Source organism: Paenibacillus abyssi (genome assembly GCF_014640295.1).
GTDB classification, from domain to species: Bacteria; Bacillota; Bacilli; order Paenibacillales; family Paenibacillaceae; genus Paenibacillus_D; species Paenibacillus_D abyssi.
Genome location: NZ_BMGR01000002.1, coordinates 385,055 through 405,895 on the forward strand (window position 1 = coordinate 385,055; position 20,841 = coordinate 405,895).

The window sequence follows — 20,841 nt, forward strand, 5'->3', positions numbered from 1 at the left end:
GCTCCTTCTTATCCATTCAGAATGCCTTTACTCAACCATTAATATTTCGGGAGATATATAATCATATATCTCCCGAAATGAACCGATTATTGATTGTAGCCGTTCAGGTAAAACTTCTTCTGATTATCCACGCCGATCTCCTCATTGAGACGATTCCACTCTTTGGCCACTGCATCTAACGCATCCTGCGACGATTTCTCACCGGCAAGCGCCTGCTGAATGCCGACGCCAAGGGCATCGAGATAGGAACCGGCTTTTAGAACGCGCAGATCAATCTGTACATTGGGATGTGTATACGATTCTTTTATCGTATCCAGATAACCCTTAGGCTCAAAGAAATTCGTCGGCGAGTTTTCCCATGCCGCCGGGTCTTCGAGATGCTTGCCACGGTAAGGATTTCTTGCCGTACCGGGCGTTGTGACGCCGGCAAGCGCATTTTCATCGGTATCCAGTGAATTAATCAGGTCGAACGCAAGCTCGGGATTCGAAGCCGACGTTGTGATCGATGTCGTGAAACCGCTAAAAGCCAGATATGGCGCATAGGATACCTGATCCTGCTGATCCCAAGCTTTCGTCTTCGCGTTGTAAATTTCTTTGCTGCCTGGTGCCAGAGCAAAGCCGATCTTGTCTTTAATTTTCGACTTATCCGGATCTTGGGCCATGATGCCGATATCCGCCCAGTCGATCGCAAGTGCGGATTGGCCGGCTACATAGTTGCCCCGCACCTCGCCGCCACCGTAGTTGACCATGTTCGGCGGTCCGAATTTCTTAATCTCGACCCATTCCTCAAGCGCTTTCACAAATGCGGGATTATTGACCTGCGGCTCCATCGTCTCCGGATCAAAGAACAAGTACCCTTTGGCATCCGGATGAGCCGCGTAGCTTGCCGCCCTCGTGATATAGATGTAACCGTCAACATTTTTCGGCGCCAACGCTTCCAGCGCGCCATAATTCATCTGGCCGTCATTGTCCCAATCCCAGCCGTTAAAGAACTCCGCTACATCCCGGTATTCCGCCCAAGTTGTTGGCGGTGCGAGCGGGTAGCCGTATTTATCTTCAAATTGCTTCTTATATTCTTCGTTTTCCAGAGCATCTTTGCGGTAATACATGATGATGCTGTCCCCGTCAATCGGAACGGCATACCGCTTCCCGTCAAACTTCTGCATGTTCGCAAAGGCAGGAATAATATCATCCCAGTTGTTTTTCTCCGCCATAAAAGGCTCTAAATCCTGAATATAGTTGCCTTCCACAAAGTCGGAAAGCCAGTTGGATGGATATACGACCACGTCATAAGAGTTTGTTCCTGTCGCAAAGGAAGTAACGAGCTTTTCATAGAGCGATCCAAAAGGGATCTCTATGATGTTCATGGTCGCACCGGTGCGCGCTTCCCATTCATCCTTAATCATTGTCAAGCTGCTTGTCGCAAAACTGCCGACGGCCACATTCACTACTTTACTGCCGCCCCCTGCGCTGTTGTTGCCATTGCTGCATCCACTCAGAATCAGAACGCTTGCCATTACAACCATAAGAACAGACAAGAAAAACTTTTTAGCCATCTTAGACTTGCCCCCTCGTTTGTCATTGACCATGGAAAAATGAAGGGCACCAGGTCTCTTCCATCCCCATGGTTGCAAATAAGTGCCCTATAGATTCCCAGGTGAGAAATTATTTCTTACAAATACGATCCGTGAACTGCTCTGTGAAGCGTTTATGGTCAACGTCAATTGCTACATTCATATTGAACGGCAATTTTTTCGGAATGGTCCGCAGGATATCATTTCGAATGAGCAAATCGCGCGGCACCAAGGTTTGAGCGAATTCAAGCGCAACGTGCAGGCGGGTCTCCGTAATAAAAGTTCTGTCAAACGCAACTGCAATCGTCAGCGGGTCATGCAGCCATAAGCCGGTGTGCTCTGTCGGAATGCCTACGGTCAGGTAAATTTGTTTCTCTTGCGGCGGCCATACGGCCAGAATGTCGCTTACCAATTTGGCGATTGGCGTGTCCGTCGTGTTGATCCGGTCAACCTGCTCGTCTGTGAGCGGCACCTTGAGCGTCACGTCGATCGGCACCAGCGTAATGTTCATGCCGGATTCAACGACAATTTTGGCTGCTTTCGTGTCGTTATTCAGGTTGTATTCCTCGATCGGCGAACGGGTAACGCCCTTCTCGTCCACGATCGGCACGATAACGCCGCCCATAATGATCAATTCTTTAACTTTATCTACGATCTTAGGCTCTTTCATAATGGCATGCGCCACATTGGAAACGGTACCAAGCGTGATCAGCGTCACTTCATTCGGATATTTCATAACCTGCTCGATGATCATATCGACCGCATGAATATCGCTTGGCTTCAGCGAATCATCCTTCCAATCCGCTTCGGTGAGAATGTTCTCGCCTTCAAACCCGAACATGAGAGCGTATTCATCCATCGGCTGGCCGACACCGCTGCACACGGGAATGTCTTCTCTGCCGGCAACTCTTAAAATTTTCTTCGCGATTCGCGATCTGACATCAACATCCCCGTAACAGGTTGTAACGGCCAAGACCTCTACTTCAGGACTTTGTACGCCATAGAGGACTGCGAAAGCGTCATCATAATACGTACCGATATCCGTGTCGATAATAATCTTTTGTTTTGCCATGATTTGATTTCCTCCGTTTTCTCATGTTTTAGTTTGGGTTATGGTTTCAGGTAACGTTACCATGTTATAAATTTAGTATACGCTTACACCTTTGTCAACACTAAATTTTTAAACTTATTTTTTTATGGTAACCTTACCACACTGTTCTTTACAAATCATTTTTAATCGTGATATGGTAACTATAAGGTCTACCCTTCCATCCCTTTTTCACCCGGGAAATTCGTGAGCCAAACTGTAAAATATGGTTATGTTAAGTTAAAATGAATAAGTTAATAATCATTTATTTTAACTAGTCAAAAGGGTGTGCAAATGACGTTATGGCAACCATTAAAGATGTTGCAAAGCTGGCCGGAATTTCGGTATCAACTGTCTCGAGAGTGCTGAATAAAAGCGGCTATGTGAATGAGGAAACGTTAAAAAAAGTAAACCTGGCCATTAAACAATTGAATTATAAACCCAGCCAAATTGCCAGAGGAATGATCAGCCGGAAAACCAATACGCTTGGATTAATCCTTCCGGATATCCGCAACGTATTCTTTCCGGAGCTGGCCAGAGCGATTGAGGATGTTGCGCAAAAGCAAGGGTACAGCGTCATCGTGTGCAATTCGGATAATGACCGCGAGAAGGAAGAGTCCTATTTCCAGCTGCTCCAGGAGAAATATGTCGATGGGATCATCCTGGCCGGCGAAGTGACGGATAACCAGGTCCAGACGCTTAAAGACCGCGGGATCGCTTTTCTGGTCATCGATACGATCGTGGACTTTATGCCTGTCCTGTCCGTTCATACCGACCATATCAATGGGGCCTTCTTGGCTGTCACCCATCTGATCGAGCAGGGCTATCGACGCATTGCCCATATCCGCGGACCGGCAGCAAGCTCAACGGCCGAGAACCGTCTGGAAGGTTACAAGCAGGCGCTTTCCAAGGCCGGAATAGCGTACGACAGCAGTCTCGTTCAAATGGGGGATTACCAGATTGAAAGCGGCCATGATGCCATGAACAAGCTGCTGGTCATGAGCAATCCGCCCGATGCGGTGTTTGTCGCCAATGATTTAATGGCGCTTGGCGCAATGGATATCATCTCCGACCGCGGATTGAAAATCCCGGATGACATCGGCATTATCGGCTTTGACGGACTGCAGCTGGGTTCGGTGGTAAAGCCCAAGCTCTCCACGGTTGCGCAGCCGATCTATGAGATTGGAACCATCGCCGCCGAGATGCTGATCGAATCGATTCGCAACCCGGAAAAAGAGAAAAACAGCGTTATTTTGCAACCAAAGCTGGTGATTCGAGACTCTAGTACAAGAGGGAAGGCTGGAGATTAACATTGAAATCAAAAGCGCGCATTGTTGTAGTCGGCAGCATTAACATGGATATGGTGATCAATTCTCCTACGCTGCCTGTTAAAGGAGAGACTATACTCGGTGAGGATTATTTCACGGTGCCTGGCGGCAAAGGGGCTAATCAAGCCGTAGCGGCAAGCCGATTAGGAGCTCACGTGGTCATGTTCGGGTGTTTGGGCCAGGACCAGTTCGGACAGCAGCTGCTGCAGCACCTCCAGAATGAAGGCATTGTTACAGACAACATTACGGTGCTGGAGGAATCTCCTACCGGCGTGGCCTTCATTCCCGTAACCCCTTCCGGAGACAATTGCATTGTCGTATCGCCAGGCGCGAATATGCGGTTAACTCCGCAGCATATCGAGCAGGGCGAAGAGATCATCAAGAACGCCGATGTGTTGATGGTACAGCTGGAAATTCCGATGGAAACCGTTAGAACGGCATTGCAAATCGCCAAGAAGCATAATGTCATCACGATCTTGAATCCGGCGCCGGCCAAGGCCTTATCCAATGATATCTATCAACTGACCGATATCATTACGCCGAACGAAACGGAAGGCAGCTTGCTCGCCGCAGGAAATGTGCAGCAATCGTTAAGCGCGGAGGCAATCATGTCGGAGCTCTCGCAATCGGGCGTCGGCAAAGTACTGTTAACACGCGGCGGAGACGGCGTGGTTTATCAGGATGATAACGGGATCAGCGTAGTTCCTGCCTGCAAGGTTGAGGTAGTCGATACCACTGCAGCCGGAGATGCCTGCAACGCAGCGCTGGCTGTGGCATTGGCAGAGAAATTAAACTTCCCGGAAGCTGTGGAATTCGCGGTCAAGACCTCCGCCCTCTCTGTAACCAAAGCAGGCGCTCAGACCTCATTGCCTTATCGGGATGAAGTCGAGCGGTTCATCTGCCAATTATAGATGCCCGCGTAAAACTTATCATGTCTTATCTTTGAATGATAAACCTCCAAACCCACGGATCGTGGTTTTGGAGGTTTGTTAGCTTAATCCACTATAGAAGCTCATTGATTTGACTTGAAATTTACTCCCGCGCTACAACCGTTATTTTACATGATTTGTGCTAGCATATTTATCCCTTAATAAACCGATGACAGCATCTCTACACCAGGGTCTCCACCCATTTCACTCCATGATCTTTCAGGTCTTCGGCCATAATGTAAGAGTGAGACTGTGGTTTCATATTAAATGAACCAGTTTTACCCCTGTCTTCAACGTGTAGCCTATCAAAGGACTTCTGAATATCTTTTGAAATTGTCCATAATCGCTTGCCAGCCCGCTTGCTGCATTTCAATGGAATGGGTGCTTTCAGCATCAAAAATTTCAACGACCTTCGTTTCATTTCCTTGATTGACGAAGGTGATATCCACTTTTCTCCCATCTCCCAGTGTGTATGAAATTTGCTCATGCTGCATTACTACATCGTATACCCCGCCGAAATCAAAGCCCATGCTGCCGTCTTTCGCTTCCATCCTTGTAAGAAACTTGCCGCCAACCCGCAAATCATTTTCCGATCTTGGCGAATGCCATGTCTCTGAAGCCTGATTCCACTTCGTGATGTGTTCCGGTTCAGACCAATACCTCCATACTTTTTCTACTGGCGCTTGAATGACTGCCTGGACGGTTACTCTCGTTTTTTGATTACTTGTTTCCATTTTGAAGCACCTCACTCGATTATTGTTTTTGATTCTTATTTATTTAGACGTGCTCCAGTGCAGTTTCGTTCATCCGGGCCTCCTTCTAGGGTACGAAACCATTTTCACAAACCACCAAAAAGATGTAAAATGATAGATTAAGAGAAAAGATTCCATATTTTTCTGAAATATCCTTCATCATTTGCAACTATATGCTGCACAATGGAAGAAGCCTCTATGCACAGCTGCCCGTCGATGTTCTCCACCCCTTTATCGACATTCACCAAGGTAAATCCCGCATTGTACATTGCGGCAATCTCGTTATAAGACCATGAATTAGGCCTGACATCCGGGTAACCGGAATCCGCCTGGCTATGGAACCATCTCCATAGATGTATATGGCGCTGGATAGAATAGACGGGAAACGCCGTTTAGAATGGAACATTTCGGAGACAATAACAATGGCAGCCTGCAATGAATGGAATATTTCACCATTTGAAGAGCCCCTCTGCCTTCTGTTATATTAAAGAGTGCATGTTTATTCGATAGAACTTAAACAACAGGAGTGAATACGATGAAAAAACATGGTTTGAAGCTAATTGCACTACTGCTTGTCGCAATCATTGCCCTTACCGGCTGCGGCGCTGCAGACAAGAACCAGACGGGTACAGACGCTAATAATTCCCCTGCTCCGGCTGCTGAGGAGAAAAAGGTGCTCGTGATGGGCACTTCACCGGATTATCCTCCCTACGAAAGCGTAGATGCGAAAAATAACGGCGAGATTGTCGGTTTTGACATCGATATTGCCAAAGCTGTGGCAGACAAGCTCGGCTACGAGCTTAAGATTCAGGGCATGGACTTCAACGGCTTAATCGCCGCGCTGCAGTCGGAACGAGTCGATTTTGTTATGTCCGGCATGTCCATAACAGAGGACCGCAAAAAAAATGTAGATTTCTCGGATGTCTATTTCGTGGCCAAGAACACGATTGTAACAACCGGTGATAAGTCCTATGAAACGCTCGGCGATCTGAAGGATAAACGGATCGGCGTGCAGCTTGGATCAACGCAAGAGCAGGTCGTTGCGGATCTGAAAGAGGCGCAAATTAAGAAGCTGAACCGGATTCCCGAGCTGATTCAAGAGCTGAAAACGAACCGCATCGATGCGGCCATTATTGAGGATGCGGTTGTTCAGGGATATATGAAGAGCAATCCGGATTTGAAATTCAAAGTCATCGAATCGGAAGAGGAAGAGGGTTACGCGATCGCGTTCCCTAAAGGCTCCCCATTGGCAGCTGATTTCAACGCTGCATTGAAAGAGCTTAGCGATAATGGAACGAAGGATGAGCTCGTGAAGAAGTGGTTTGAGAAATGAACTTAGATTTTAGTGTTCTTAACGGCTATGTTCCCTATGTATTGAAGGGGATTGCCATTACCCTTTTATTTACATTGGTATCTGCGCTTTTTGGCTTTATATGGGGAACCATTCTATCCCTGTTTAAGATTTCCGATATTAAACCGCTCAAATGGTTTGCCAATCTGTACACGTCCATATTTCGGGGAACACCGCTGCTGCTTCAGCTTTTCTTGATCTACTATGCAACTCCCCAATTATTCAAATACGATATTTCGCCGCTCATGGCCGCCGGGCTCGCTTTTGGTCTGAACTCCGCAGCCTATTTATCGGAAACGATCCGCGCAGGCATTATGTCTGTGGACCGGGGCCAACGTGAAGCGGCGATGTCCCTGGGGATTCCTTACAAGACCATGATGATCAGCATCATTCTGCCGCAAGCGATCAAGAATATTCTTCCTGCCCTTGTCAATGAATGTATTGCGCTGCTAAAGGAATCTTCACTGGTATCCGTCATTGGCGTAGAGGATTTGATGCGCCGCGCCAATGTGGTCGGCTCGGATACATTCCGCTATTTTGAACCGTTAGTTTTTGTAGGGGTTATTTATTATGTTTTGGTGCTTATGCTGACGATGATCGCCCGAGTGCTTGAAAGGAGGATGCGCCGCAGTGATTAAAGTAGAAAACTTGTCCAAGTCCTTTGCCAAACAGCAGGTGCTGTTTAACATTTCGACAACGATTAAACAAGGTGAGGTTGTCGCGGTTATCGGCCCTTCGGGCTCGGGTAAATCAACATTTCTTCGATGCTTAAACCTGTTGGAAACCCCTTCGGAAGGCCGTATTATCATTCATGACAAAGATATCACCGACCCGAAAACGAATATCGCGCAGGTTCGTCAGCGAATCGGAATGGTGTTTCAGCATTTTCACTTGTTCCCCCATATGAGCGTGATCGATAATATCTGCTTCGCTCCGGTTAAGGTGAAGGGCTGGACGAAGGAGCAGGCGCGCGGCAAAGCGCTCGAACTGCTCGAGCGTGTCGGGCTGGCTGATAAGGCCGAAGCCTATCCTTCCAAGCTCTCCGGCGGTCAGAAGCAGCGCGTAGCGATCGTGCGGAGCCTTGCCATGGAACCTGAGATTATGCTGTTCGATGAACCGACCTCGGCGCTCGATCCGGAAATGGTCAAAGAGGTGCTCGATGTCATTCGCGGGCTTGCCCAGACCGGGATGACCATGGTCATTGTCACGCATGAAATGCGGTTCGCGCAAGAAGCTGCCGATACGATCTATTTCCTCGATCAGGGACGCCTTGTCGAGAAAGCCCCGCCGCAGCAATTTTTCAGCCGTCCGGGCAATGAGCGCGCACGGCAATTTCTCGAGAAGGTACTGTAACCAGCATGCTTTCTGAATATAAAAAGATAGCCGATTGGAAGCATCTACAGCTCCAGTTGGCTATCTTTTTTCTTGTCCGCTCGCGAAGGCTCTGCTGGCCTGGACGACGCCGTAGTGCTGACCCGCCGCGCCGCTCTCTTCATCGCGATCCAACTTATCTCCACCAGGCGGATGCAGGATATATGACTGAGCCTATGGTGACCGTCTCCCCGATTCTCGGTGTTGAAATGCTAATGTCGTGTTCTTGTGCCGCTTTCGTTACCCGTTCGATCGGATCTGTCCAGTCATGCAGCGCCAATGTAAACGCCGACCAATGAATGGGAATCATGATTTTACCTTTCACATCGATATGGGCTTGTACCGTTTCCTCCGGCATCATATGAATCGCAGACCATCGTTCATCATATTGGCCGCATTCCATTAACGTCATGTCAAATGGTCCGTACTTTTCCCCAATCTCTGCAAAGTGCGGGCCATAACCGCTGTCCCCGCTGAAATAAACCTTTTTATGCTCGCCGGCAAGGATGACCCATGAACACCACAGCGTGGCATTGCGGTCGGTCAAACCCCTTCCCGAAAAGTGTCTGGCCGGCGTGCAAGCCAGTGTGAGTCCCTCAAATTCAAACTCATCCCACCAGTCATGCTCCTCTATTTGGCTTTCGTCGATCCCCCATCTTTTCAAGTGCCTTCCGACGCCAAGCGGAACAAAGAACTGCCTGGCCTTATTTTTAAGCTTCTTTATCGTGCCATAATCTAGATGGTCATAATGATCATGGGACAGGAGAACCGCATCGATCGGCGGAAGCTCCTCAACCTCGACAGGCAGCTTTTCACTGTATCGTTTACTCCCGAACAGCGGGACTGGAGAAGGGGCCTTGCCCAACATCGGATCCAGCAATATGGTTTTCCCTCCCAATTCCAGCAGCACAGCAGAATGACCGAACCAGGTAAGCCTTGCTTGATCATCTCTTTGAATCAGGCGGGCATCCATAGGCTGCACAGGGACCCGACCGGCCGGTTTTCCGTTTGGATTTCCTTTCATAAAGTCCCGCAATATAGAGAGCGTAGTCCTTACTCCAGTATCCATTAGCGTAGGGATTTGATTCACAAACTTTCCCTTGGAGAAGTTTTTCGATTGGCCGTATAAATGCCATTTTCCCTTGGAAGAACTCATGATGGATAGCCTCTTTCTTGTTTTCATACTGGCCGAATTTGGCGGAGGAGCTGCGGAGCTCGTGCAAAAGTTTAAGGTATACCAAACAGAAACGGCTGTCTTTTGATAAGACAGCCGTTTCACCCTAATCCTCGTAACCTGCAAGCCCTTTTTCCATCAAGTACTCCATTTCCGAGTCCAAGACGGTTTCAACGGCCAGTTCATCTAATTTGACGTCGCGTTGGCTTAACACGTAATCCACCAGCTCGTCGCTATCAATATCGACAACCCCTTTGGCATCCGCCTTTGCGTTGTTAATAAATGCCTGTTCATGTTTCAGAACAAGCGCGATGTTATTGGCGTCGATGTCTGTTTTTCGTTCGATGTATTGGATAAGCTCTTTTTCATTCAATTGCTCACTCATTGGTTTTCATCTCCTGATTATGTTCATAATGCCATTGTACCATATTCCAGCTGATCAAGCTCCCGCCCGGTTCACTCCTCCGCGACTTCCCGTTCCACTCCTCTGATATACGCCAGCCAGTACAACACCGCAACGAAAACAGCGCCTCCCACGGCATTCCCCAGATAGACCGGAATGAAGTTTCGCAACCAATCTCCCCACCCTGCATATCCGGCAAAAATGGCCGCTGGAAACACAAACATGTTGGCGACTACATGCTGAAATCCAAGGGCTACAAAGGCCATAATCGGAAACCAGATAGCCAATATTTTGCCTGCAACATCATTTGCCGCATAGGAGAGCCAGACCGCCAGGCCGACCAGCCAATTGCAGCCAATGCCGGAAACAAAGGACTGAAAAAAGGATTCATCCAACTTCGCGTGGACGATCGCCAGCGTTTTCTGCAAAAATGCCCCTTCCGACGTCAATCCGAGCACATGCCCAAAGAAGAAGGCGATAAAAACAGCTCCAATAAAATTGCTAACGGTGAGCCAGAACCAGTTTCGAAGAAGCTGGCCCCATGAGACCTGCCCGGCAAGCCTGGCAATGGTCACCGCCATCATGTTCCCGGTCAGCAGCTCGCCGCCGGCGATGATGGTGAGCACCAGGCCTAACGGAAAGACGGCCGCCCCCAGAAATCCGGCAAAGCTGCCCCACTCTCCGGGAACATTGCCGCTTACGCGAATATCCAGTAAAAACCCTAAAGCGATGAATGCCCCCGCTAAAAATCCGAGCGTTAACAGCGTGGGAAGCGGTAAGCTTACTTTTCTCTTGCCCGCCTCGATGCTTAATTCCGCGATCCGCTGCGGCGTATGGTAGGCCATAGTTGTACCCCCAAACCTCATTTTTATCTAGGGTTGCCATGGTTGGGGTTAATTATCAATTAAACAGCATAAACATAAACTTTGGTGCGGTACAGGTCTCCACAGATGATTACCCGTTCAGGCTCCCAACCGGGCAGTGCAAAACAAATGCTGATCACCCGTGTCCCCGGTACCAATCGTTCGCGGAATATTGTGCTTAACCGCAACATCGCGCCCGGATAAAGATAACAGACCACCACATCTGCGCTGTCATAAGGGTACATGTAGAGATCTGCGCGAATCATTGTAACCCCGGCACGGGAATCCAGCTTGGCGGCGATCCGGGAAACCCACAGCGGAATGAAAGAATTCTCTATTCCAACCACCCGCCAGCCGGAGCAATGTTTTGCCAAATGTTGCGCAAGCGTCCCCCAGCCCGAACCCGCTTCCACCAGCGTACCTTGCCCGGCGATCCGGTTGATCTCATCTGCCACCTTGCCCCTCACGGGTGCCGATGAGGGCATTGGCGTGATCCCGTTCTTCCAGCTATGATATGCAATCGACAGTACGGCCGCGGACAAGGCCGCTGCCAGCAGACCGGTCGTGAATTGGTAAAGTGTATAAGGCATGATGGAACTCCTCTGCTGCGCGTCGTATCCGTTCGCAAATTTCGCCCATTCTAACTCCTCTATACTCTACTACTTCTTACTTGCATATTCAAAAAAAAGACAACCCCGGAAGGTTGTCCTTTATGTTAACAGCGTTTTTTCTTAGTTTAGTGCGTTGACCTGCTTCACAAATTCTTTCATCAATTGCGGCAGATCGTTCCATGCATGTCCGGAAACCAGGTTGCGGTCAACATGGCAGCGGGTCTCGATATAGGTTGCGCCTGCAGCTTCAACTTCAGGGCGGCAAGCGAAGTATGCTGTCATTTCACGGCCTTTAATTTGATCCGCAATGACCGACAGCGCTTGGCTGGCGTGACACAGAATCATGATCGGTTTGTTCTGCTCGAAGAAATGGCCGGCGAGGCGGGCAAAATCTTTATGAAGGCGAATATGCTCCGGAGCGCGTCCGCCAGGAATAATTAGTGCATCGAATTGTTCAGGGTTAATGTTTTCAAATGAAGCATGCGCCTCAATATTATATCCTTGTTTCTCCGTAAAGGTCTGCCAGTCCTCAAAATCGTGAACAACGGTTTTCAATACTTTTTTATCGGTTGGGGAAGCGATTACTGCATCATAACCTTCCTCCAGGCAGCGATAGTACGGATAATATACTTCCAATGCTTCTACAGCGTCTCCTGTTAAAATCAATATTTTCTTAGACATGTATAGCACCTCTCTTTTCGTATAATAGATACAAATAAATGTTATACTTTAGGGAGAGAAAAGAAAAGAATGTACTTTTTTGTGCGGTTGTTACAAAAAAGTAACTATTGAACCGTTAGGAGCTCATTATGTCGGATTTACGAAAAGAAATACTTCAAAAACTCAACAACGGAGATTTCAATTGTGAGAAAGAATTAACCCTGTCCATTATCAGTGGCAAATGGAAGGTCGTTATTTTGTGGCACTTGGGAGTAGAAGGGCCTCACCGGTTCAGCGAGCTCCAGCGGTTATTCCCCAAAATTACGCACAAAATGTTAACCAACCAGCTGAAAGAATTAATTGATGACGGGATTGTACACCGGGAAGTGTTTCCGGAGGTGCCTCCGCGAGTCGAATATTCAATGACTGAGCTGGGCATGACATTGCTGCCTATTATTGAAATGATGTACGAATGGGGAAAACAGAGAATATCCGACATCAGAAATAATCAGGCCGTCAGCGAATAGAAACCATCGCTTGGTTCCCCATACCTGCCAATTCTCAACAATCTAGTTATTCCATCTATACTAGCTTCATCTTACTCTCATACGCTATACAACCAGCTCCTGAACGTGACTGGAAAAGTGGTCTTGTCTAATTATGAATGAAAAGAAAAAGAGGAGCTTCGACGGATGAAGTCGAGGTTCCTCTTTAGCTGTCGGCTTTTGTTGTTCGCTTTCCCGATCTCCTTCTTCCGGCTAAGAAAACACCCGCAAGAATGATGAACAGACCCGTTAACATATTCCATCGGATCTCTTCATCTAATAGCGTAGATCCCCACACAAGAGCAGTGCATGGAACCAGATAAGTGACCATCGTCGCGAACTCGGGGCTGCCTTTTTGGACAATATAATAAAATAAGATATAAGCGATTCCTGAGCCTAGTCCGCCCAAACCAACAAGCATCAACACGGTATGTAATGAAGCAAGGTGCGAGAGTGCGGCCTCCTCGACCGTAAATGCCATGCTGCCGGTTGCAAGCATGCAGCCAAGCAAGGTCCCAAATGTAATCTGATACATGGAGAATCCGTTAAGAAGGCGCTTGGACAGCTGCGACCCGATTCCATAACAGATGGAGGCTGCGAGCATGCAGATGACGCCAAGCGTATCCACCGATAGGAAGGAACCGGATTCAATCCCGACCAGTATGATCAGCCCGAACGAAGCGATGCAGATGCCAAGCCACTGCGCCCTGCCGGATTTTTGACCAAAAAACAGCATGCCGACAACAATCGTCCAGATTGGAGTAGTCGCATTTAAAATCGATGCCATGCTGCTTGTCAATCGCGTCTCGCTAAATCCGATCAGCGCCCATGGAATAGCCGTATTAATAATCGACATCATCCCCATAGCAAGCCACGGAATCGTCCGAAAGGCAAACGGCTTCTTGAGCGCGAGCATAATGATTGCAACCACAATCAAACCGCATGCAGAGCGGAGAAATGCGATCGTCCATGGCCCAAAATCAAGAAGAAGCATTTTGATGAAATAGAATGAACCGCCCCAGATGAGGCTGAGCAATATCAATGCTGCATAAACGAAGCGTGGCAACTGTTATCCTTCTTCCTATTATGGACTGACTATATTTCTTCGATCATCGGAATATGACGATACCGATCCAGATCAATACGCCCCTCCCGATTCAATTCAACGCCTTCGCTGTCCAAGTAGAGTATTTGCATCATTCGGGCCTCTTCATCCTTGATCGCGATCTCCCCTTTTGCATTGACCACCCTGTGCCAGGGCAGGTTGTGGATGCCGCTTAACGCATGGAGAATCCGCACGACCTGCCTGGCCCCTCTCGGGCTTCCAGCCTGCTGCGCGATTTGTCCGTAGGTCATCACATACCCTTCCGGTATGCCCTTAATAATCTCAATAACCCGATTTGTATAAGGCTTCATTCGCTTTCTCCTGCCTCCATAACGGTTATATCAAGTTGATGAAGCGTTGCTATGCGGTTAAAGCTGGTTGTGAAAAAGAAAAGCGCACCAAAATAAATGGATACGCTTTTGCCCTGTGCCTTGATCTCATCCTGCTTCAGTACGATTCTGATCAAGGTTATTGTCTTTGGAGGCTTTGATTTGTTTGCTTCTCAGCTGTCCGCAAGCGGCATCAATATCTGTCCCATGCTCCAGGCGGACACTACAGTTAATGCCCTGTTTTTTTAACGTATCATAAAATGCCCGCACCGATTCGTGCTCGCTTCGTTGATATTGACTATGCTCATCGACAGGATTATACGGAATTAAATTCACCGTTGCAAGCTGCCGCCTTTCTCCGATCAATTCTACAAGCTCCAGGGCATGCTCCCTGCGGTCATTTACATCTTTCAGCAGGATATATTCCAGTGTGATTCTTCGATTCGTTTTCTCCAAATAATAATCAATGGCCTGCATTAATTTTTCAATGGGAATCGCGCGGTTGATTTTCATGATCCGCGTGCGAAGCTCGTTATTCGGCGCATGCAAGGAGACGGCCAGGTTGACCTGCAGATTCATATCGGCGAATTCAACGATTTTATCCGCAAGGCCGCTGGTCGATACGGTGATATGTCTTGGACCGATGGCCAGTCCCTTAGGATCTCTGATCACCTGCAGAAAATCCACAAGGTTGTTCAAATTATCAAACGGCTCGCCAATCCCCATCACCACAATATGACTGACCCGCTCATCCTGCTTGGCTTGATCCAGATGAAGCTGGACCTTCATGATTTGTTCCACAATTTCGCCACCTGACAGATCGCGGCTTTTCGTTAATAGCCCGCTCGCACAAAAGCTGCACCCAATGTTACAGCCCACCTGGGTTGTCACGCATACCGACAAGCCATATTTATGCCTCATCAATACCGTTTCAATCAGGTTGCCATCCTGCAGCTTGAACAAAAACTTAATCGTACCATCCGCCGATTCTTGCTTTAAGTGTTCGTCTAAAGTTTGGATGGTGAAATGATCAGCCAACAATTGGATACAGTCTGGATTGACATCGACCATCTCTGAGAAATCGGTTACCCGCTTTCTGTAAAGCCAGTCCCACACCTGCGATGCCCGAAATTTTTTATGCCCGTATTCCATAAGCCATGCTGCCAATTGATCAAATGTCAATCCATAAATGGATGCTTTATTCATCGGTATCCTCTTTCCAAAACGTTAAAATTCATCTTTCTATTATTGTCCCAGAAACGTTTTGGGAATACAAGGGGATAATACAGGCAGCCTTCTTCCGTTAATATGCGTGGCATCAATAAAAAAGAGAGGATTTCTCCTCTCTGCGCGTACAAGCTTCTTATGTCAGCTGACGATCCCAGTGACGGTGGGCAGCAACTGCATCAACGAACTTCTTCGCAAATTCACCGGTCGCTTTCCCCACGACAATGCCGGGACTGTCTATGGCATCACTGGCTTCCAACCATTGCTTCGCTTCCTCAGTGGCTCCGATCGGTTTGTAATGGGCAAAGGCTTCTTCAATAAAGGAAATCGCTTCTTTTTCAAATGACTTGCTGCCCCCGCTCCCTCCAACCGCATAGATCGCGTCGAACAGGACGGAGTCGGCTGTTAAGAAGGTATGTTTGACTTCAAGCTCCTTGCCTTTGGAGCCTTTTATCATGCCCAGCTTATCGCTTATGATCTCAGGCTGAATGCCCGCTTTTTTCAATTTATCCAAAACGGATGTCACATCATCCCCCTCGTAATGATGGCCAATGATCACGCCGACTTTACGGGTATCCGGCTTTTTCGCAGTATTGACTTGGCTGAGCGCCGGAGACGATTTGGTTATTTTGGAACCTCCGCCCTGCGGCGCATCTGCTCCGATCGCATCGGCCACCGTAGCGGCCAGTTCCAGATTGACGTTCGCAAACATGTCGATAACCTGCTGCCGCACCGATTTGCTGTTCACTTTTCCCAGTTCAAATGTAAACGCCTGGATAATATGCTGTTTTTCCGGCTCGCTCATACTATTCCAGAACATCGTCGCTTGCGAGAAGTGGTCTTTGAAGCTTTCGCTCCGGGCGCGTACTTTACGGCCATCCACCTTCTCCTGGTAATGCGCATATCCGCCTTCCGCCTCAGGCGTCGGGGCGGGGGTATTGGCTGCCAGGGAATTTTTATGGTAACTGACCTGGCCTCGATTAATCGTTTGACGGCCGAATCCATCGCGCTGGTTGTTATGGAATGGACACACGGGCCTGTTAATCGGCAGTTCATGAAAGTTCGGGCCGCCAAGGCGGGTCAGCTGCGTATCGGTATAAGAGAACAGACGACCTTGCAGCAGCGGGTCGTTCGAGAAGTCGATGCCGGGAACGACATGGCCCGGGTGGAAGGCGGCCTGCTCCGTTTCTGCAAATACGTTATCCACGTTGCGGTTCAGCGTCATCTTGCCGATGAGCATGACCGGCACATCTTCTTCCGGCCACAGCTTTGTCGGATCCAGAATATCGAAGTCGAATTTGAATTCATCTTCTTCCTTAAGAAGCTGAACGCCCAATTCATATTCCGGGTAATTCCCCTGTTCAATCGACTCCCACAAATCGCGGCGGTGGAAGTCCGGGTCCTTTCCTGCAATCTTCTGCGCTTCATCCCACACCAAGGAATGCACCCCTAGTACCGGCTTCCAATGGAATTTTACAAAATGCGCTTCTCCTTTATCATTCACAAAACGGAACGTATGCACGCCAAAGCCCTCCATCATACGGAAGCTTCGCGGAATTGCCCGATCGGACTTCGCCCACATGACCATGTGAGCCGACTCCTGATTATTGGCAACAAAGTCCCAAAATGTGTCGTGAGCAGTCGCGGCTTGCGGCATCTCATTATGCGGCTCGGGTTTGATCGCATGCACCAGATCGGGAAACTTGATCGCATCTTGAATGAAAAAGACCGGTATATTGTTACCAACCAAGTCATAGTTTCCTTCTTGCGTATAGAACTTTGTCGCAAAACCGCGCGCATCCCGAACCGTCTCGGCCGAGCCGCGTGAGCCGGCTACGGTTGAAAACCGGACAAAAACAGGCGTTTTCACGGATGGATCCTGTAAAAACCCTGCCTTTGTATATTTTTTCATCGATTGATATACTTCAAACTCGCCATGGGCAGCAAAACCTCGCGCATGTACGGCCCGCTCCGGAATCCGTTCATGATCGAAGTGAGTCATTTTTTCCCGGAAATGAAAATCCTCCATCAACGTCGGGCCCCGTTCTCCCGCTTTTAAAGAGAACTCATCCTCAGCCATTTTTAATCCTTGATTCGTTGTTAATTTTTCACCTTCATCCTTGACGCGAAACTGCTCCAACTGTTCATTTTTGCTATTCTCATTTCCTCTGCTTTCTTTACTCATCAATACAGCTCCTCCCATAGGGTTTTGTAGAAAGAGTACGATATTTGTTACCCCGATAAGAGGAGAAGTAAGCATTATTTTCATATTTTTGTCCAGCTCGATTATGTACACACGGCGAAGTGACCCGTGAATTCAGCTCATTTTTACACTTGAATTATAGCTCAAAAAAATGGCCGAGCAGCTCACTACAATAAGAAGTCGTAGTGGCCTTACTCGGCAATATCAAATGATGCATCCCCCACGTTTTTGGCCAGCCAACGTCTTACAGCGTCGGAGCGTTCAACGCAGTTTGGATGTTGTTCAGGTCAAGTTGGATCTGCTCATTGACGTTCCACGGGTGATACCAGCCGCGATCCATCATGTATCCCGCAATTCGCTCGTGCATATCGATCGCTTCTTCCAACTGCTTGCTTAGAATTTCCTTCACCTCAGGCGTTCCGGCCTCCGTGACGGCCATCGCATAGTTTCTTACGCCGCTCTTCGCGGCGATAAGAAAGTCCATTGCAATGACCTGATCCGTTAATGTGTTCATTCCTGTCAAATGCTCGAGAATGGTGTTCATACCGTGCTTTCATCTCCTATTGAGTCGCTTTGGACAAAATTGCGCTGAGCTCCTCCAGCTGCCGGGTCGAACTATCGACGTCCTCCTGCAGGATTTGCTTTAGAGCCGGATCCGATACGAGCGCCCGCATCGTCTTGGACTTTGTCATACATACCGTCTTGAATGCGGCTATTTCATGTACCTCCAGCGTTTCATGCAGTGCATATGCCATCGATTCCTGAACCTCCTTTTTACTTCATCCAACTATGGCTTGAGTAAGACCTTGATACAATTGTCCTGTCTGGTATCGAAGATCTCATATCCATGCTTCGCTTCACGCAGCGGCACTACATGCGTAACGACATCGCCAGGATCAACCTTGCCCGTATCGATTAACTCATACATATACGGCATGTAATGGATGACTGGCGCCTGGCCGGTGCGAATGTTGACGTTGCGCTGAAAAATATCCCCTAACGGGAACCCGTTATACCGTCCGCCGTACACACCAGTGATTTGAATTGTGCCCCCCTTGCGAGCAGCCTGCGAAGCAATAACGAGGCCGCCCATTGCGCCGCCATGCAGCTTCAAACCGGACGCAATAGACTCCAGCGGACTCATCTTTCCGCTCATGCCCGAGCAATCGATCACGACATCGGCACCCCCTTTTGTCATTTCCTTCAGGTGGGTGCCGGCATTCTCGTACGTTTCAATGTTAACAATCTCTACGTTGTTGGTTCGTTTCGCGTGCTGCAGCCGGTAAGCGAGATAGTCCACAGCAATGACCCGCTTCGCGCCTTTGAGCCAGCTGAACTTTTGCGCCAGCAGCCCGACAGGGCCGCAACCGATGACGATGACGGTATCTCCGTCCTTTACGCCGGCATTGTCGACGCTCCAGAATGCCGTCGTCATCGCGTCGGCGATCAGGCACAACTTTTCATCCGGATGTTCACAGCTTTCCGGAATTTTGAAATGGGTGAAATTGGCGAACGGTACCCGCAAATATTCCGCCTGCCCGCCCGGGTAACCGCCTGTGGTACCTGAATATCCGAAGTAAGCGCCCATGTCCCCATGCTCGTTCGAGTTATCGCATTGGCTTTCCAGATGATTTTTGCAATAGAAGCATTCCCCGCAGCTAATGTTGAAGGGAATAATAACCCGGTCGCCCTTCTTCAGCTTTGTAACGCCCGGTCCGACCTCTTCCACAACACCCATCGGCTCATGGCCGATCACGTAATTTTCCTGCAGATTCGGGATCATGCCGTGAATCAGATGCAGATCGGAGCCGCAAATGGCAGTCGTCGTTACTCTAACGATCATATCGTCAGGCTTCTCGATCTTCGGATCGGCGACCTCCTTAACGGCAACATTCTTCACGCCTTGATACGTTACAGCTTTCATGCTTTATTTCCTCCAATGTGCTCATCCGGCGTCCGATCGAACATTCCTTTGCGTCTCGTATCGTCCGGAAAAAGCTTCATCTGTGCGATTTGCACCGTTTTATTCGCCGACAGCTGGTCTAATTGGTATTGTTCCTTGAGCTCGTACGGGTGAAACCATTTTTTCCGAATCATCAGCTCGGTAATTTCCTGGTGCAAAGCGACTCCTTGCCGGAGCTGGCTGCGGAGCACCGCTCTCGCCTGTGGAGAGGCCGTCTCCGTAAGCGCGGCCGCCGTGTTTCTTACGCCTTCCTTCGCCCGAAGGAGGAAATCCATTGCGAACGTCATATCAGCCATCTCCGGCATATTAAGCGCGTTAATCGGATCTAGATCATCCATTTTGATGGGAGTTGCCTGTTTCATTGTCATCTGGTGTCACCTTTAATTTAGGATTGGTGTTGGCCGGAATTCCGGAACCGGCGCTTGGAATGGCGCATGTCCATAAATCGCTTGCAGGTCGGCAATCGCTTGGAGAGACTGCTGCACATCCTTCTGCATCAAATCTTTTAGCTCCTGATCGAATACAAGGCCTTGCATCAGTTTCGATTTGCTTAAACACAGGGTTTTAAAATTCAACATCTCGTGTAATTCGAGCGCTTCATGCGGTGCTAACGTTTGTTGTTCATTTATCAAGTGATCACCTTCCAGAAATTTTGCCACGGCTAAATGGCACGCTTCTAAACAACCAATTTGCCTTTACAGTGGTATATTGTCCTGGTCAAATAGGGTTTATACTTTGGCGCAAAGTGTCATGTTCGCAGCAAAAAAAAAAAGCCCTCCTCCACGTTTCACGAAAGGGGCTGTCTGGACCTATATTTCCGCTTACTTGAAGAACACTTTGTCTACATTGTATTTAGCCTTTAACTCATTAATAATATACGTTTCATAAATTTCTCTATGGACGGGGTCTTCGATAATACAAACATCAATTTTAGTTACTTCGTGTCTGTTCATTTTGATCACGGATACCGTATCCTCAAAATGTTTTTTTATTCTTGGTCTTAGCTTCCTTGCTTTCCCGACAAACAATAGTTCCTCCTTGTCGTTGTAAAACATAAAAATACCACCCTTATCTCTAGGAATCAGGTGAAAATCAGTAAATCCGTAAATATTACTTAGCACAGGGGCATCCTGTTTGGTAATGGAAATGTCCGGTGTTGGAATGGTTATATGTATCACTAAAGCTCACTTCCTCCATATATATTGGTCTAAATACTATCACAAATCGCAATGTAAAACCATTTTCTATATTTTCGTAATGCATGTATCTCCCGGCACAACACTTCCGCCGCTGCTGCTCGGCACTCAACGGCAAGTTTTTATCGACCATTAGATCGGAGTAAGTTACAATAATAATAATAATTTTG

General features: G+C 48.3%; 24 protein-coding genes. 6 read left to right on the top strand and 18 right to left on the bottom strand.

The features are described 5' to 3' along the window. Positions 1 to 86: 86 nt before the first annotated feature. Positions 87 to 1,556 (bottom strand): ABC transporter substrate-binding protein, encoded by a 1,470-nt coding sequence (locus IEW11_RS04275; protein WP_188529354.1) that lies wholly within the window; start codon positions 1,554 to 1,556, stop codon positions 87 to 89. A gap of 109 nt (positions 1,557 to 1,665) precedes the next feature. Next, positions 1,666 to 2,646: a nucleoside hydrolase gene (locus IEW11_RS04280; RefSeq protein ID WP_188529356.1), complete on the bottom strand. Its 981-nt coding sequence runs from the start codon at positions 2,644 to 2,646 to the stop codon at positions 1,666 to 1,668. A gap of 317 nt (positions 2,647 to 2,963) precedes the next feature. Here IEW11_RS04280 and IEW11_RS04285 point away from each other — a divergent pair, with 317 nt between their 5' ends. Together IEW11_RS04285 and rbsK are read left to right on the top strand one after the other, a co-directional pair. Further along, positions 2,964 to 3,971 (top strand): LacI family DNA-binding transcriptional regulator, encoded by a 1,008-nt coding sequence (locus IEW11_RS04285; protein WP_188529358.1) that lies wholly within the window; start codon positions 2,964 to 2,966, stop codon positions 3,969 to 3,971. A gap of 2 nt (positions 3,972 to 3,973) precedes the next feature. Beyond that, positions 3,974 to 4,900, top strand: a complete 927-nt coding sequence (gene rbsK / locus IEW11_RS04290; RefSeq protein WP_188529360.1) for a ribokinase — start codon at positions 3,974 to 3,976, stop codon at positions 4,898 to 4,900. 323 nt (positions 4,901 to 5,223) lie between these two features. Here rbsK and IEW11_RS04295 read toward each other — a convergent pair whose 3' ends face one another. Next, positions 5,224 to 5,652, bottom strand: coding sequence for an SRPBCC family protein (locus tag IEW11_RS04295; protein WP_188529362.1), 429 nt, complete (start codon positions 5,650 to 5,652; stop codon positions 5,224 to 5,226). 553 nt (positions 5,653 to 6,205) lie between these two features. Here IEW11_RS04295 and IEW11_RS04300 point away from each other — a divergent pair. Genes IEW11_RS04300 through IEW11_RS04310 form a run of 3 tightly spaced genes read left to right on the top strand, consistent with a single transcriptional unit; the run spans position 6,206 to position 8,374 of the window. Further along, the gene (locus tag IEW11_RS04300) at positions 6,206 to 7,003 is read left to right on the top strand and encodes a transporter substrate-binding domain-containing protein (protein WP_188529364.1); all 798 of its coding nucleotides are present in this window, start codon (positions 6,206 to 6,208) and stop codon (positions 7,001 to 7,003) included. Continuing rightward, on the top strand, positions 7,000 to 7,659 hold the full coding sequence (locus IEW11_RS04305) for an amino acid ABC transporter permease (protein ID WP_188529366.1): 660 nt from the start codon (positions 7,000 to 7,002) through the stop codon (positions 7,657 to 7,659). The genes IEW11_RS04300 and IEW11_RS04305 overlap by 4 nt, the downstream gene beginning before the upstream one ends. Then, positions 7,652 to 8,374: an amino acid ABC transporter ATP-binding protein gene (locus tag IEW11_RS04310; RefSeq protein ID WP_188529368.1), complete on the top strand. Its 723-nt coding sequence runs from the start codon at positions 7,652 to 7,654 to the stop codon at positions 8,372 to 8,374. Before IEW11_RS04305 ends, IEW11_RS04310 begins: the two co-directional genes overlap by 8 nt. A 154-nt stretch (positions 8,375 to 8,528) precedes the next feature. Here IEW11_RS04310 and IEW11_RS04315 read toward each other — a convergent pair whose 3' ends face one another. The 5 genes from IEW11_RS04315 to IEW11_RS04335 form a co-directional block, all read right to left on the bottom strand. Next, complete coding sequence (locus IEW11_RS04315; RefSeq protein ID WP_229724948.1) at positions 8,529 to 9,548, bottom strand: MBL fold metallo-hydrolase; 1,020 nt, start codon at positions 9,546 to 9,548, stop codon at positions 8,529 to 8,531. Between the two features lie 124 nt (positions 9,549 to 9,672). Further along, complete coding sequence (locus tag IEW11_RS04320; protein ID WP_188529369.1) at positions 9,673 to 9,951, bottom strand: hypothetical protein; 279 nt, start codon at positions 9,949 to 9,951, stop codon at positions 9,673 to 9,675. A 71-nt stretch (positions 9,952 to 10,022) separates the two neighbouring features. Then, positions 10,023 to 10,814, bottom strand: coding sequence for a formate/nitrite transporter family protein (locus IEW11_RS04325; RefSeq protein WP_188529371.1), 792 nt, complete (start codon positions 10,812 to 10,814; stop codon positions 10,023 to 10,025). A 59-nt stretch (positions 10,815 to 10,873) separates the two neighbouring features. Continuing rightward, positions 10,874 to 11,422: a class I SAM-dependent methyltransferase gene (locus tag IEW11_RS04330; RefSeq protein ID WP_188529373.1), complete on the bottom strand. Its 549-nt coding sequence runs from the start codon at positions 11,420 to 11,422 to the stop codon at positions 10,874 to 10,876. A 141-nt stretch (positions 11,423 to 11,563) separates the two neighbouring features. Then, a complete protein-coding gene (locus tag IEW11_RS04335; RefSeq protein ID WP_188529375.1) occupies positions 11,564 to 12,124 on the bottom strand; it encodes a DJ-1/PfpI family protein in 561 nt (186 codons plus the stop codon). 128 nt (positions 12,125 to 12,252) lie between these two features. On the opposite strand from IEW11_RS04335, the gene IEW11_RS04340 reads away from it, so the two are divergent. After that, positions 12,253 to 12,630 carry a winged helix-turn-helix transcriptional regulator gene (locus IEW11_RS04340; protein WP_188529377.1) on the top strand — a complete coding sequence of 126 codons (378 nt, stop codon included), beginning with the start codon at positions 12,253 to 12,255 and terminating at the stop codon, positions 12,628 to 12,630. A 184-nt stretch (positions 12,631 to 12,814) separates the two neighbouring features. Here IEW11_RS04340 and IEW11_RS04345 read toward each other — a convergent pair whose 3' ends face one another. From IEW11_RS04345 to IEW11_RS04390, 10 genes are all read right to left on the bottom strand, one after another. Next, positions 12,815 to 13,714 (bottom strand): DMT family transporter, encoded by a 900-nt coding sequence (locus IEW11_RS04345; protein WP_188529379.1) that lies wholly within the window; start codon positions 13,712 to 13,714, stop codon positions 12,815 to 12,817. 29 nt (positions 13,715 to 13,743) lie between these two features. After that, positions 13,744 to 14,064, bottom strand: a complete 321-nt coding sequence (locus tag IEW11_RS04350) for an MGMT family protein (protein WP_188529381.1) — start codon at positions 14,062 to 14,064, stop codon at positions 13,744 to 13,746. Positions 14,065 to 14,190: 126 nt separating this feature from the next. Then, the gene (rlmN, locus tag IEW11_RS04355; protein WP_188529383.1) at positions 14,191 to 15,288 is read right to left on the bottom strand and encodes a dual-specificity RNA methyltransferase RlmN; all 1,098 of its coding nucleotides are present in this window, start codon (positions 15,286 to 15,288) and stop codon (positions 14,191 to 14,193) included. Positions 15,289 to 15,445: 157 nt separating this feature from the next. Then, positions 15,446 to 17,494: a catalase gene (locus IEW11_RS04360; RefSeq protein ID WP_188529385.1), complete on the bottom strand. Its 2,049-nt coding sequence runs from the start codon at positions 17,492 to 17,494 to the stop codon at positions 15,446 to 15,448. 262 nt (positions 17,495 to 17,756) lie between these two features. Next, a complete protein-coding gene (locus tag IEW11_RS04365) occupies positions 17,757 to 18,056 on the bottom strand; it encodes a spore coat protein (protein ID WP_188529387.1) in 300 nt (99 codons plus the stop codon). 16 nt (positions 18,057 to 18,072) lie between these two features. Next, positions 18,073 to 18,267, bottom strand: a complete 195-nt coding sequence (locus tag IEW11_RS04370; protein WP_188529389.1) for a hypothetical protein — start codon at positions 18,265 to 18,267, stop codon at positions 18,073 to 18,075. A 32-nt stretch (positions 18,268 to 18,299) separates the two neighbouring features. After that, positions 18,300 to 19,436 (bottom strand): zinc-dependent alcohol dehydrogenase, encoded by a 1,137-nt coding sequence (locus tag IEW11_RS04375; RefSeq protein ID WP_188529391.1) that lies wholly within the window; start codon positions 19,434 to 19,436, stop codon positions 18,300 to 18,302. Further along, a complete protein-coding gene (locus IEW11_RS04380; RefSeq protein WP_188529517.1) occupies positions 19,433 to 19,819 on the bottom strand; it encodes a spore coat protein in 387 nt (128 codons plus the stop codon). The genes IEW11_RS04375 and IEW11_RS04380 overlap by 4 nt, the downstream gene beginning before the upstream one ends. A gap of 36 nt (positions 19,820 to 19,855) precedes the next feature. Continuing rightward, the gene (locus IEW11_RS04385) at positions 19,856 to 20,053 is read right to left on the bottom strand and encodes a spore gernimation protein GerQ (RefSeq protein ID WP_188529519.1); all 198 of its coding nucleotides are present in this window, start codon (positions 20,051 to 20,053) and stop codon (positions 19,856 to 19,858) included. 243 nt (positions 20,054 to 20,296) lie between these two features. Continuing rightward, on the bottom strand, positions 20,297 to 20,653 hold the full coding sequence (locus IEW11_RS04390; RefSeq protein ID WP_188529393.1) for a nucleotide excision repair endonuclease: 357 nt from the start codon (positions 20,651 to 20,653) through the stop codon (positions 20,297 to 20,299). Positions 20,654 to 20,841: the final 188 nt, after the last annotated feature.

Excerpts from the sequence above, each read along its gene's own strand:
- IEW11_RS04300 (WP_188529364.1), top strand. The coding sequence starts at position 6,206 with ATGAAAAAACATGGTTTGAAGCTAATTGCACTACTGCTTGTCGCAATC.
- IEW11_RS04280 (WP_188529356.1), bottom strand. The coding sequence starts at position 2,646 with ATGGCAAAACAAAAGATTATTATCGACACGGATATCGGTACGTATTAT.
- IEW11_RS04340 (WP_188529377.1), top strand. The coding sequence starts at position 12,253 with ATGTCGGATTTACGAAAAGAAATACTTCAAAAACTCAACAACGGAGAT.
- IEW11_RS04385 (WP_188529519.1), bottom strand. The coding sequence starts at position 20,053 with ATGTTGAATTTTAAAACCCTGTGTTTAAGCAAATCGAAACTGATGCAA.
- IEW11_RS04295 (WP_188529362.1), bottom strand. The coding sequence starts at position 5,652 with ATGGAAACAAGTAATCAAAAAACGAGAGTAACCGTCCAGGCAGTCATT.
- IEW11_RS04365 (WP_188529387.1), bottom strand. The coding sequence starts at position 18,056 with ATGAACACCATTCTCGAGCATTTGACAGGAATGAACACATTAACGGAT.
- IEW11_RS04375 (WP_188529391.1), bottom strand. The coding sequence starts at position 19,436 with ATGAAAGCTGTAACGTATCAAGGCGTGAAGAATGTTGCCGTTAAGGAG.
- IEW11_RS04275 (WP_188529354.1), bottom strand. The coding sequence starts at position 1,556 with ATGGCTAAAAAGTTTTTCTTGTCTGTTCTTATGGTTGTAATGGCAAGC.
- IEW11_RS04320 (WP_188529369.1), bottom strand. The coding sequence starts at position 9,951 with ATGAGTGAGCAATTGAATGAAAAAGAGCTTATCCAATACATCGAACGA.
- IEW11_RS04370 (WP_188529389.1), bottom strand. The coding sequence starts at position 18,267 with ATGGCATATGCACTGCATGAAACGCTGGAGGTACATGAAATAGCCGCA.
- IEW11_RS04285 (WP_188529358.1), top strand. The coding sequence starts at position 2,964 with ATGGCAACCATTAAAGATGTTGCAAAGCTGGCCGGAATTTCGGTATCA.
- IEW11_RS04325 (WP_188529371.1), bottom strand. The coding sequence starts at position 10,814 with ATGGCCTACCATACGCCGCAGCGGATCGCGGAATTAAGCATCGAGGCG.
- IEW11_RS04315 (WP_229724948.1), bottom strand. The coding sequence starts at position 9,548 with ATGAGTTCTTCCAAGGGAAAATGGCATTTATACGGCCAATCGAAAAAC.
- IEW11_RS04305 (WP_188529366.1), top strand. The coding sequence starts at position 7,000 with ATGAACTTAGATTTTAGTGTTCTTAACGGCTATGTTCCCTATGTATTG.
- IEW11_RS04335 (WP_188529375.1), bottom strand. The coding sequence starts at position 12,124 with ATGTCTAAGAAAATATTGATTTTAACAGGAGACGCTGTAGAAGCATTG.
- rlmN (WP_188529383.1), bottom strand. The coding sequence starts at position 15,288 with ATGAATAAAGCATCCATTTATGGATTGACATTTGATCAATTGGCAGCA.
- IEW11_RS04360 (WP_188529385.1), bottom strand. The coding sequence starts at position 17,494 with ATGAGTAAAGAAAGCAGAGGAAATGAGAATAGCAAAAATGAACAGTTG.
- IEW11_RS04350 (WP_188529381.1), bottom strand. The coding sequence starts at position 14,064 with ATGAAGCCTTATACAAATCGGGTTATTGAGATTATTAAGGGCATACCG.
- IEW11_RS04330 (WP_188529373.1), bottom strand. The coding sequence starts at position 11,422 with ATGCCTTATACACTTTACCAATTCACGACCGGTCTGCTGGCAGCGGCC.